7 protein-coding genes are annotated in these 12,249 nt (G+C 65.9%); 4 read left to right on the top strand and 3 right to left on the bottom strand.

Annotated features, from left to right (window positions below):
- Positions 1–17: 17 nt before the first annotated feature.
- From RhoFasB10_RS11495 to RhoFasB10_RS11480, 4 genes are all read left to right on the top strand, one after another.
- Positions 18–920, top strand: a complete 903-nt coding sequence (locus RhoFasB10_RS11495; RefSeq protein ID WP_068429705.1) for a LysR family transcriptional regulator — start codon at positions 18–20, stop codon at positions 918–920.
- A gap of 4 nt (positions 921–924) precedes the next feature.
- Positions 925–1,521: a histidine phosphatase family protein gene (locus RhoFasB10_RS11490; protein ID WP_068429703.1), complete on the top strand. Its 597-nt coding sequence runs from the start codon at positions 925–927 to the stop codon at positions 1,519–1,521.
- Positions 1,522–1,636: 115 nt separating this feature from the next.
- Complete coding sequence (locus RhoFasB10_RS11485; protein ID WP_068429702.1) at positions 1,637–3,118, top strand: phage infection protein; 1,482 nt, start codon at positions 1,637–1,639, stop codon at positions 3,116–3,118.
- Between the two features lie 73 nt (positions 3,119–3,191).
- Positions 3,192–4,709 (top strand): MFS transporter, encoded by a 1,518-nt coding sequence (locus tag RhoFasB10_RS11480; protein WP_308115166.1) that lies wholly within the window; start codon positions 3,192–3,194, stop codon positions 4,707–4,709.
- Here RhoFasB10_RS11480 and RhoFasB10_RS11475 read toward each other — a convergent pair.
- From RhoFasB10_RS11475 to gltB, 3 genes are all read right to left on the bottom strand, one after another.
- A complete protein-coding gene (locus tag RhoFasB10_RS11475) occupies positions 4,706–5,617 on the bottom strand; it encodes a cutinase family protein (RefSeq protein ID WP_167676483.1) in 912 nt (303 codons plus the stop codon). The genes RhoFasB10_RS11480 and RhoFasB10_RS11475 overlap by 4 nt on opposite strands.
- A 238-nt stretch (positions 5,618–5,855) precedes the next feature.
- On the bottom strand, positions 5,856–7,307 hold the full coding sequence (locus RhoFasB10_RS11470; RefSeq protein ID WP_114330086.1) for a glutamate synthase subunit beta: 1,452 nt from the start codon (positions 7,305–7,307) through the stop codon (positions 5,856–5,858).
- Positions 7,300–11,889, bottom strand: coding sequence for a glutamate synthase large subunit (gene gltB, locus RhoFasB10_RS11465; protein WP_167676481.1), 4,590 nt, complete (start codon positions 11,887–11,889; stop codon positions 7,300–7,302). The genes RhoFasB10_RS11470 and gltB overlap by 8 nt, the downstream gene beginning before the upstream one ends.
- Between the last annotated feature and the right edge of the window lie 360 nt (positions 11,890–12,249).

The following is a 12,249-nucleotide window of genomic DNA, read 5'->3' as shown; positions in this document are numbered from 1 at the left end:
GCGATATCATTGGCTCTATGCGCGACGAGGCAGCGGCATTGCTCCCGCTCATTCCGACGATCCTGGCCGTCGCCGATACCGAGCACATCACCGAGGCGTCGCACGTGCTCGGCGTTCCGCAGCCGACGGTCAGCCGTCAGATGGCGAGAGCGTCGGCGATTCTCGGGGTCGACATCGTCGAGCGGAAGGGTCGAGGAATCTCGCTGACGACGACGGGACGCATCCTGGTTCCGTACCTCGAACGAGCCGTCGCCGACCTCGAAGCCGGTCTCGACGCGATGAGCGAGCACGACGCCCGTGCACGTGGCCGGATCTCGATCAGCTTCCAGAACACGCTCGGCGAGGACGTCGTGCCTGCGCTGATCAAACGGTTCCGCGCCGACCATCCGGCCGTCACGTTCGCGCTCGATCAGGGCGCGCGCACACGATGCCTCGACCGTCTCGACAACGGGTCTGCCGACGTCGCGTTCGTGTCGCTCAGCGCCGAGCACACCGAGGACAACTCGTTCCAGCTGTACGAGGAGAGACTCGTGCTGGTCGTGCCCGCCGATCACCGGCTCGCGCGTCGGAAATCGGTGAATCTGACCGACACCGCCGAGGAAAGTTACGTCGCGATGGGCCATGGATTCGGCATGCGCTCGATCTGCGAGGACCTGTGGGCGGAGTCGGGCATCACCCCGGACATCGCGTTCGAGGGCCAGGACATCCACACCGTGCGCGGTCTCGTCGGCGCCGGCCTCGGCGTCAGCATTCTGCCGCGCCTGCGTGGTCAGGGCCCCGAGACCGTCGAGGTCCGCATCGACGACCTGTCTGCTCGACGACGCATCGGCATGGTGTGGCCGACGCGTCAGCTCGCGCGTCAGGTCCAGGCTTTTCGGACCATGGTGATCCGAAGCGGCAGAAGCCTCGTGGTTAGGTAGAGCAGTGCAGCTGATCCTCGTGCGCCACGCACTCCCGCAACGGTCCGAGGTGTCGGCCGACCCACCGCTCGACGAACTCGGCCACGAGCAGGCGAAACGAGTTCCAGGTGCGTTGGCCCGCTTTCCGATCGCGAAGACCGTCGCCAGCACGCAGCTGCGCGCGGTGCAGACCGGAACCGTGCTCGCCGCCGAGCTCGGCTTGTCGTTGGAGTCCGACGAGCGCATCGCCGAGTACGACCGCGACTTCGCCGGCTACATCCCGATCGAAGCCGCGCGCACCGAGTTCCGCGACGCCTTCGAGCGGATCAAGGCCGGGCACCTGCCCGAACAGGTCGACGAGGCAGCCTTCCGGGCGCGTGTGCTCGACGGGATCGCGGACGCGGTCGACGGCGTCGAACACAGCGATACCGTCGTCGTCTTCGCGCACGGCGGCGTCGTCAACATCCTGCTGCAACACATCCTCGGCACGCCGAAGGTGCTCGGCTTCCCGATCGACTACTGCTCGATTACTCGGATTCTGTACGCGCGCAACGGAAATCGATCGGTTGCGTCGGTCAACGAGACTCAGCACGTGTGGGATCTGCTGCCGCGGAACCGCTGACGGCGTCCGAATCTCATAGGACTCTTAAACTGCCAGGTCGCACCGGCTTTTCACCCGTTTCACCGGCTCTTCGTGGTCGAGACGACCTGTCGAGACGGTTAGCCTCAGGGACACTATGCGCGTATCCAGTGTCCTTCGCAGGCCGTCCGTTGCACTCCTTGCCATCGCCTTCCCGCTGGTTGCCGCCGGTGCGTTCACACTCGGTGCAGGCTACGACCTCGACCCGGCCGAGACCGTCCGGGTGGACACTGCCACCGAAACGCCCGCCGAGGCGTCCGGTGACCCGCTGGCGTCGCCGCGGCAGAACCTGCAGCGGGCAGGGCTTCCCATCAGCTTGCTGTCCGGCGGTCTGACTCAGCTCACCGACGGGGGCAACCAGCTCAACGACGGTGCCGGACAGCTGTCCGACGGCATCACCCTGGCCCACGACGGCACGGTCCAGCTCGCCGACGGGTGGGTGCAGTACCGCGACGGCATCGGTCAGCTCGGCGACGGCGCGTCGCAGATCAGCGGTGGCGTCGACCTGGTGGTCGATCAACTCACCGGATTGGGTGAGCAGCAGGCAGGCTTCACCGCGCAGCTCGAGGCCGCAGCGGCCCAGGTCGCCGCATTCCCGACACCCGGATCGCAGGAAGCTGCCGCACAGATTCGCGGCGTCATCGACACGTTGAACACCCAGGGACTCGGGCCGCAGACACTCGGCCAGCTCTCCGAACTGAAGAGCGGGGCGCGTCAGCTGTCGAGCGAGCTCAACGACCCGTCGAGCCAATTCCTGACTGCGACAGGACAGATCGGCGACGCCACCGTCCAGCTCAGGGACGGACTCGGCCAGCTCGACGACGGCGGCAAGCAGCTGCGCGCGGGCACGCAACAGCTGGTCACATCCGTCGAACCGGTCCCGGGCATCGTCAGCGGCATCCAGACGAACGTCAGCGAGGCGACGGCCGGGTTGCCGTCGGCCAAGGAACTGAGCGCACCGGCCGCGACGCCTACCGCCGTGACGGTCGACGAGTCGGAGGCCTCGGTCGCGCCGTATCTGATCGCCGCACTCGTCGCCGTCGGTGCTGTCGGGGCCGTCAGTCTCGTGCGCGTCCTCAGCCGGGATAGCCGCCCGCAGAATTCAGGGTCACTCCGCGGGCTACGCTCCTGGCTTGCGGCAGGCGTCGCCTCCCTGGCCGTCGGTGTAGCGGCAGCACTCGCGTTCGCGTTCACCGCACCCGACGCCTCGATCGGCGCCCTCCTCGGCGCCGGTGCATTCCTGCTGGTCTCGGCGGCCGCCTACCTCGCCGCCGCAGGTGCGATTCAGCGGGTGCTCGGTGCAGCCGTCGGACAGGCGGTCAATCTCGCGCTTCTGCTCGTACAGGTCGTCGTCTGCGGCGCGGCGTACGCGTCGAACGCGGCGATCTGGGGTCAGATGTCGGCCTTCGTGCCGATGGCCTACACCGCGGCCGGTGCCCGCGACATCGGCGACGGGACCATGACGTCGACGGCCTGGGTTGCCGTCGCACTCACCGTCGTTCTGCTCGTGATCTCCGGTCTCGTGTACCGAGGAGTCTCGACGACGCGGGTGCCCGAGGAGTCCGCAAGCCTCGCGTAGCCGTCGAATTGTCGGAAAGCGCCGGTACGGTCATATCGGACGCTCCACCCGGCACCCGACGCGAAGGGGAATCGTGCACGACAAGGCGACGCGGAAAGACTGGCTCGGGCTGAGTGTCCTCGTCATTCCGATCCTGCTGGTCTCGATGGATATCTCGGTGCTGTACCTGGCCTTGCCCGCGGTCACCGCGGATCTCGAGCCCAGCAGCAATCAGACGCTCTGGATTCTCGACCTGTACGGATTTCTGCTCGCGGGCCTGCTCATCACGATGGGATCGGTCGGCGACCGCATCGGCCGACGCAGGTTGCTGCTGATCGGCGCGCTCGTGTTCGGTGCGGCATCGCTCATCGCCGCATTCTCCACCTCGCCTGAGATGTTGCTCGTCGCGCGAGCCCTGCTCGGCGTCGGTGGCGCCACCATCGCGCCCAGCACGCTTTCGTTGATCCGCAACATGTTTCACGATCCCGCGCAGCGCAAGGAAGCCATCGGACTGTGGACGGCGGGCTTCGCGGGCGGCGGCGCGATCGGGCCCGTCGTCGGCGGCTTCCTGCTCGAGCATTTCTGGTGGGGTTCGGTGTTTCTCGTCAACATCCCGGTGATGGTGCTGTTGCTGGTCAGTGCGCCCCTGCTCGTCCCCGAATTCAAGGATCCCGATCCCGGGAAGTTCGATCCCCTGAGCGTCGTACTGTCGATCGCCGCGATGCTCGGGGTCGTCTATGCCATCAAGCACGGCGCGCAGGACGGACTCGACGCCGCGACCATCGGGGCCGCCGTCGGCGGGCTGATCCTCAGCTTCTTCTTCGTCAGGCGTCAGCGCCGCGGACGAGACCCGCTCATCGATGTCACCCTGTTCTCCGAACGTGCCTTCACCACAGCCGTTCTCGTGCAGTTCCTCGTCATCTTCGCGGTCACGGGTTTCAGTCTGTTCGCGTCGCAGTACCTGCAACTGGTGGTCGGACTCGGCCCGCTCGCCGCCGGCCTGTGGCTGCTCATCCCGGCCGCGGCTGCCGCAGCGGGAGCCGTCTTCTCTCCGGCCGTCAGCAAGGTCGTCCCGACGGGTGTCATCATCGCCGGTGGTCTGCTGCTGATCAGCATCGGCGCATTCACGATGACCTTCATCGAAGCCGGATCGGGACTGCCACTGCTCATCACCGGTATGACGGCGATGATGCTCGGCATCGGTGCGGCGTCGACGATGAACTCGGACATCGTTCTCACCGCAGCGGCACCGGAGAAAGCAGGTGCCGCATCGGCGTTGTCCGAGACCGGTGCCGAGCTGGGAGGCGCCGTCGGCATCGCCATCCTCGGCACGATCGGTACCACCGTCTACCGCAACCGTGTCTCCGACGCCCTACCGCCCGAGACACCACCCGAGGTCGCCGGCCCCGCGTCGGAAACCGTGGGTGGCGGTATGGCCGTCGCCGACTATCTCCCAACGCCGCTGAACGACATGCTGCGTGAGTTGGCCGCATCGAGCTTCGTCGACGGCTTCAACCTCGCCGCGGCATGGAGTGCAGCGGGAATGGGTGTCGCCGCGGTGGCCGTCTACCTGCTGCTTCGTTCGCGGCAGGCCGTCGTTGACAAGGTCTAGGCCTTGCTGCGCAGATAGTTCGCCAGCCAGGTCGTCGCGCTCGTTCCGTTCGCGTCGACGGCGTAGCTGCCGTACTCCTGGTGGATGCCGGAGCGGTAGAACGCGTCGATCTCGCGTCGACGCTGCTCGTTGGCCTGATCGGTCAGCTGGCCCTGCAGGATCGGTAGGCCGCCCGCGTCGGCGATGTCACCGAGCAGAACCTGCGCCTCCTGCCCAGCCTGCTGCAGCACGTTCGGATTCGGATCGGACGACACCGCGAGGAACCCGGCGAGGCGCGCGATGTAGTCGTCCTTCGGCGTCGAGCAATACAGATCGCCGACGGCGCAGAACGTCCGAACCACCGGGCTGACGAATCCGAAACCGCCGACCCGAGGCCCACCGACGCCGGTGCCGACGACCTCGGGCCCGACCAACGCGTCGACGTCGGAACGCTTGGGGTCGGAGATGAGTCCGACGGCGACCAACCGATCCGCGGGTACGACGCCCAGACCGCTGCCGATCGAGGCCGCGAGGTCGCCTGCCGCGTCGGCACCCTGGCTGTAGCCGATGACCGCGAGTTTCGTTGCGCCGCAACGATCCGCCATCGCCTTCAGCATGCCGCCCGCATTGGCCGTCGCGATCGCGCGTGACTCGCCGTACACGCCGCCCTCCCACGGGAACGCGGTGGCGGGGTACGACACGTACTCGGTGCGAATGTCCGCGCTCGCGATGCGATCCGTGACGGCGGTCAGCATGCCCGGCCGCGGGGCTGCGCCCGAACTGGTCTCCCACGTGCCGGGAATCGCGGCGACGTAGAGGCTGGGACAGTCGGCAGGATCGGCCGACACGGGACCGGCAGTCAGAGCAGCGGTCCCCGCGACGACGGCCGCAAGTGTTCCGACGGCAGCGACGAGCTTCTTCACACGCATTCTGGACGGCCTCACTGATACTCGGGCGTGACGTTGTCATCCGTGACAATGCCAGCCGTCCATGTCGAAACGATGCCCGTCCGGTTAACGGAGGTAACCGAAGCGCTCGCCCACGAACGCACGCCCCCCAAACGCATCGATGGACCGTAGCAACCGTCTATCGGCTGCTGCGGTCCATCGATGCCGGCCGGGAGCGGAGCCTGCGGAGTGACCCAACGATGCCCGGGGGCGGGAGAAACTACCGCTGCGGCGCCTGCGTCGGCACGATCGGCGCGGGGAGCGCCGTTGCACCCTGCAGGAACGTGTCGACAGCTGCTGCGCAGGAACGACCTTCGGCGATCGCCCACACGATGAGCGACTGGCCACGGCCCATGTCACCGGCGACGAAGACGCCGTCGACGTTGGTTGCCCATTCGTTGGTGCGCTTGACGTTGCCGCGCTCGTTCAGGTCGACACCGAGATCGGTGAGCAGACCCGGCTTCTCCGGTCCGACGAAGCCCATCGCCAGCAGGACGAGATCGGCCTCGAGCGTGAACTCGCTACCCTCGACCTTCTCGAACTTGCCGCCCTTGAACTCGACCTCGTGCGCCTCGAGCGCGGTGATCTTGCCGTCCTTGCCGACGAAACGCTCGGTGTTGACGGAGAACACGCGCTCGCCGCCTTCCTCGTGCGCGGACGCGACGCGGAACATCAGCGGGTACATCGGCCACGGCGTCGAGGTGGCGCGCTCGGCAGGCGGGCGAGCCATGATCTCGAACTGGTGGACACTCTCGGCACCCTGACGGTGCGACGTGCCGAGGCAGTCTGCACCGGTGTCACCGCCACCGATGATGACGACCTTCTTGCCCTTGGCCGACACGGGCGGCTCGGCGTAGTCGCCCTGCTGCACACGGTTGGCGTGCGGCAGGAACTCCATCGCCTGGTAGATGCCCTCGAGCTCGCGGCCTTCGATCGGCAGGTCGCGCCACGCGGTGGCACCACCGGACAGCACGACGGCGTCGAACTGCGCGCGCAGCTCGTCGGCGGTGATGTCGACACCGACGTTGACGCCGGTACGGAACACCGTGCCCTCGGCCTCCATCTGAGCCAAACGGCGGTCGATGTGGCGCTTCTCCATCTTGAACTCGGGAATGCCGTAGCGCAGCAGACCACCGATGCGGTCGGCACGCTCGAACACCGTGACGGTGTGGCCGGCGCGCGTGAGCTGCTGTGCCGCAGCCAATCCCGCGGGACCGGAACCGACGACGGCGACCGTCTTGCCGGTCAGATGCGTCGGATAGACCGGAGCGACCCAGCCTTCCTCGAACGCCTTGTCGATGATCTCGACCTCGACCTGCTTGATGGTGACCGGATCCTGGTTGATGCCCAGGACGCACGACGCCTCACACGGCGCCGGGCACAACCGACCGGTGAACTCCGGGAAGTTGTTGGTCGCGTGCAGACGGTCGATGCTCTCGCGCCAGCGATCCTTGTAGACCAGGTCGTTCCACTCGGGGATCAGATTACCGAGGGGGCAACCGTTGTGGCAGAACGGAATTCCGCAGTCCATGCAGCGGCTGGCCTGTGTCCGCAGGGTGTCCTTCGAGAAGTCTTCGTAGACCTCTTTCCAGTCCATCAGACGCAGGTCGACCGGCCGACGCTTCGGCAGTTCGCGGACGGTGTTCTTCAGAAATCCCTGTGGGTCACCCACGAGCTGCCTCCATGATCGCCTCGTCCACGTCCGCGCCCGACTTCTCGGCCTCGGAGATGGCAAGCAGTACCTTCTTGTAGTCGCGCGGCATGACCTTCACGAAATGGTTCACCTGCTGTGACCAGTCCGCCAGGATGCGTTCTGCGACTGCGGATCCCGTTTCCTCGTGGTGACGGGTGACGATGTCCTTGAGCCACGTGAACTCGTCGCCCTCGAGCTCCTCGATGTCGACCAGCTCGGTGTTCAGGTTTGCCTCGAACGTCTTGTTCGGGTCGAACACGAACGCCACGCCACCGGACATACCGGCGCCGAAGTTGCGTCCCGTCTCACCGAGAATGACGACCTTGCCGCCGGTCATGTACTCGCAACCGTGGTCGCCGACGCCCTCGACGACGGCCACCGCACCGGAGTTACGGACGGCGAAACGCTCGCCGACGACGCCGCGGATGAGAGCCTCACCCTGTGTCGCACCGAACAGGAAGACGTTGCCACCGATGATGTTGTCCTCGGCGACGAAGCCCTCGGGAGCGTTCAGCGACGGGCGCACGATGATGCGTCCACCCGACAGACCCTTGCCGACGAAGTCGTTGGCGTCGCCGTGCAGGCGCAGGGTCATGCCCGACGGAACGAAGGCACCGAAGCTGTTGCCCGCCGAACCGGTGAACGTGATGTCGATCGTGTTGTCGGGCAGGCCGACTCCGCCGTACGCCTTGGTCAGCTCGTGTCCGAGCATGGTGCCGACCGTGCGGTTGACGTTCGTGATCTTGGTTTCGAACGTGACCTTCTCGCCCTTGTCGAGAGCGTTACGGCTTTGGACGATGAGCTGCTGGTCGAGAGCCTTCTCGAGTCCGTGATCCTGGACGCCCGTGTTGTAGAGGTCCTGGTTCATGAACGCGGATTCGACCTCGTCGAGGATCGGCGACAGATCGAGCTTCGACGCCTTCCACGCTTCCTTGGCAGCGGTCGTGTCGAGCAGCTGGACCTGGCCGATGGCCTCGTTCAGCGTGCGGAAGCCGAGCTCTGCGAGGAGCTCGCGAACCTCTTCTGCGATGAACATGAAGAAGTTCTCGACGAACTCCGGTTTGCCGGCGAAACGCTTGCGCAGCACGGGGTTCTGCGTCGCGACACCCACCGGGCAGGTGTCGAGGTGGCAGACGCGCATCATGATGCAGCCCGACACGACGAGAGGTGCTGTGGCGAAACCGAACTCCTCACCACCGAGCAGTGCGGCAACCATGACGTCGCGACCGGTCTTGAGCTGGCCGTCGACCTGGACGACGATGCGGTCGCGAAGTCCGTTGAGCAGCAACGTCTGCTGGGTCTCGGCGAGGCCGAGCTCCCAGGGTCCACCGGCGTGCTTGACCGACGTCAGCGGCGTGGCTCCCGTGCCACCGTCGTGACCGGAGATCAGGACGACATCGGCGTGCGCCTTGGAGACACCTGCTGCGACGGTTCCGACACCGACCTCGGAGACCAGCTTCACGTGGATGCGTGCCTCGGGGTTGGCGTTCTTCAGGTCGTGGATCAGCTGTGCCAGATCCTCGATCGAGTAGATGTCGTGGTGCGGCGGCGGCGAGATCAGGCCGACGCCGGGCGTCGAGTGACGAACCTCGGCGACCCACGGGTACACCTTGTGCGCCGGAAGCTGGCCGCCCTCACCGGGCTTCGCTCCCTGCGCCATCTTGATCTGGATGTCGGTGCAGTTGGTCAGGTAGTGCGAGGTGACACCGAAGCGTCCCGACGCGACCTGCTTGATGGCACTGCGTCGCCAGTCGCCGTTCTCCTCCGGCTCGAAGCGCGAGACGTCCTCGCCGCCCTCGCCCGAGTTCGACCGTCCACCAAGGCGATTCATCGCGATGGCGAGAGTTTCGTGCGCCTCGGCCGAGATGGAGCCGTAGCTCATCGCACCCGTCGAGAAGCGCTTGACGATCTCCGATGCCGGTTCGACCTCGTCGATCGAAATCGGCTGGCGCTCTTCGGTCTTGAAACGGAACAGGCCACGCAGCGACGCGAGACGCTCGGACTGGTCGTCGACCATCTTCGTGTATTCCTTGAAGATGTCGTACTGACCCGTGCGAGTGGAGTGCTGCAGCTTGAACACGGTGTCGGGGTTGAAGAGGTGGTACTCCCCTTCACGACGCCACTGGTACTCGCCGCCCGTCTCGAGCTCGCGGTGTGCGCGCTCCTGGCGGTTGTCGAGGTACGCGACGCCGTGGCGCGTGGCGACGTCCTGCGCGACCTGATCGAGGTCGATGCCGCCGAGGTGGCTGTTGAGGCCGGTGAAGTACTCGTCGACGAGCTCCTGCGACAGGCCGATGACCTGGAACAGCTGCGCACCGGTGTACGACGCGAGGGTAGAGATGCCCATCTTGGACATCACCTTCAGGACACCCTTGCCTGCTGCCTTGATGTAGTTGGCGACGGCCTTGTCGAACTCGATGCCGGTGAGTGCGCCGCGCTCGATCATGTCCTCGATGGACTCGAAGGCCATGTACGGGTTGACCGCTGCCGCACCGAAACCGATGAGCAGAGCCATGTGGTGCACCTCGCGGGCGTCACCGGACTCGATGATCAGACCGACCTTGGTGCGCGTCTTCTCGCGAACCAGGTGATGGTGCACAGCCGAGGTCAGCAGCAGCGACGGGATCGGCGCGAGCTTCTCGCTCGATTCGCGGTCGGACAGCACGATGATGCGTGCGCCACCGGAGATCGCGGCAGACACCTGAGAACGGATGGCCTCCAACGACTTCCGGAGTCCTTCACCACCCTCGGCGACGGGGTACAGACCACGCACGACGACCGAACGCAGTTCGTCCTGGGTGCCGTCGTCGTTGATGTGAACGAGCTTGGCCAGATCGTCGTTGTGCAGGATCGGCTGCGGAAGCACGATCTGCTTGCACGCGTCGGGGCCAGGGTTGAGCAGATCGCCCTCGGGTCCGATGGTGCCACCGAGACTGGTGACGATCTCTTCGCGGATCGCGTCGAGCGGCGGATTGGTGACCTGCGCGAACAGCTGCGAGAAGTAGTCGAACAGCATGCGCGGGCGCGCCGACAGGACGGCGATCGGGGTGTCGGTTCCCATCGAACCGATTGCCTCGGCACCGGTCTTCGCCATCGGCGAGACGAGGACGTTCAGCTCCTCGGTGGTGTAGCCGAAGATCTGCTGACGGATGAGGACGCGGTCGTGCGGCATGTGCACGTGCGGGCGATCCGGCAGATCGTCGATCGAGGTCAGACCCTCGTCGAGCCACTGCTGGTACGGGTGCTCGGCGGCGAGTTCGTCCTTGATCTCGTCGTCGGAGACGATGCGTCCCTGTGCGGTGTCCACGAGGAACATGCGACCGGGCTGCAGACGAACCTTCTTGACGACCTTCGCCGGATCGATGTCGAGGACGCCGACCTCGGACGCCATGACGACGAGGCCGTCCTCGGTGACCCACAACCGGCTGGGGCGCAAGCCGTTTCGGTCGAGAACCGCGCCGATCACGGTGCCGTCGGTGAAGCAGACCGATGCAGGTCCGTCCCACGGCTCCATGAGCGACGAGTGGTACTGGTAGAACGCCCGACGAGCGGGGTCCATGGACTCGTGACGCTCCCAGGCCTCGGGAATCATCATCAGGACCGCATGCGGAAGGCTGCGTCCGCCGAGGTGCAGCAGCTCGAGGACCTCGTCGAACCGAGCGGTGTCACTGGCACCGTGGGTGACGACGGGGAAGATCTTCTCGAGCGCCTCGGATCCGCCGAACACGTCGGAGGCGATCAGAGCCTCGCGAGCGCGCATCCAGTTCTCGTTGCCGGTAGCGGTGTTGATCTCGCCGTTGTGGGCGACGCGTCGGAACGGGTGCGCCAGCGGCCACGACGGGAACGTGTTGGTGGAGAAGCGGGAGTGGACCAGGCCGAGAGCACTCTCGAGCCGATCGTCCTGCAGATCCAGGTAGAAACCCTTGAGCTGAGGCGTCGTCAGCATGCCCTTGTAGACGAACGTCTGCGACGACAGCGAGGGGAAGTAGACGGTCTCGCGACCGGGAACGTCCTTTCCTGCACCCTCTTCGCCGAGCTCGTGCTCGATGCGCTTGCGAATCACGAAAGCGCGGCGCTCGAGTTCCAGGTCGGTAACGGAGAGGTCGGGAGCGGCGAAGAACAGCTGACGGAACGTCGGCATCGCGTCGCGCGCAAGTGCACCGAGGGAGGAGTCGTCGGTGGGGACCTCACGCCAGCCGAGGACCTGCATGCCCTCGTCCTCGACGATTCCGGCCACGTCTTCGCACGCACGCGCGGCGTCCTTCTTGCCCTGCGGCAGGAACGCAACTCCGGTGGCGTACGCGCCTTCGGCGGGCAGCTCGAAATCGACAACGGCACGGAAGAAGGCGTCCGGTACCTGGATGAGGATTCCGGCGCCGTCACCGGTGTTCGGCTCGGAGCCGGCGGCGCCCCGATGTTCGAGATTGACCAGCGCGGTGATGGCCTTCTCGACGATGTCTCGACTACGACGACCATGCATGTCCACGACGAACGCGACACCACAGGAGTCGTGCTCGTTACGGGGGTCGTAGAGGCCTTGCGGGCCCGGAGTGTGCTTCATACCTAGCCTTCGGATAAGTCCAGCCTTCAAGTACGTCGGATCGGCTCGGCACGAATTGCCGGCCGTCGCGGACGGCTCTTCGGTGCCGTTCGCCGTTGAAGCAGCACCCCCGGATCGACGATCTTCGACTAACCTCGAGCGGGTGGGCTCCGGTGTAGTTCGCAGCGTCGTACGGGCGGATCGGGCATCGGGTACGCCGGTCCAACCACAAACGATAAGTCAGTACCTAGCCCACCTCGCAAATTAGGTATACCTATTCAGGCCCTCTACCTGGTGTTTCGTGATTTCTCACGTCGCTCACAGCGCCCCCCTGCGCTCGAAAATGCATGCGTCGTAACCACCCTCGGCACGGAAACTACT

The organism is Rhodococcus sp. B10 (genome assembly GCF_011770055.1).
In the GTDB taxonomy this organism is placed as follows: domain Bacteria; phylum Actinomycetota; class Actinomycetes; order Mycobacteriales; family Mycobacteriaceae; genus Rhodococcoides; species Rhodococcoides kyotonensis_B.
The sequence above is the reverse complement of the archived record's forward strand: the minus strand, read 5'-3'. Positions and strand labels throughout refer to the sequence as shown.

Bases quoted from the DNA above. Each gene is read 5' to 3' on its own strand.
- RhoFasB10_RS11495 (WP_068429705.1), top strand. From the start codon at position 18: ATGCGCGACGAGGCAGCGGCATTGCTCCCGCTCATTCCGACGATCCTG.
- RhoFasB10_RS11485 (WP_068429702.1), top strand. From the start codon at position 1,637: ATGCGCGTATCCAGTGTCCTTCGCAGGCCGTCCGTTGCACTCCTTGCC.
- RhoFasB10_RS11475 (WP_167676483.1), bottom strand. From the start codon at position 5,617: ATGCGTGTGAAGAAGCTCGTCGCTGCCGTCGGAACACTTGCGGCCGTC.
- gltB (WP_167676481.1), bottom strand. From the start codon at position 11,889: ATGAAGCACACTCCGGGCCCGCAAGGCCTCTACGACCCCCGTAACGAG.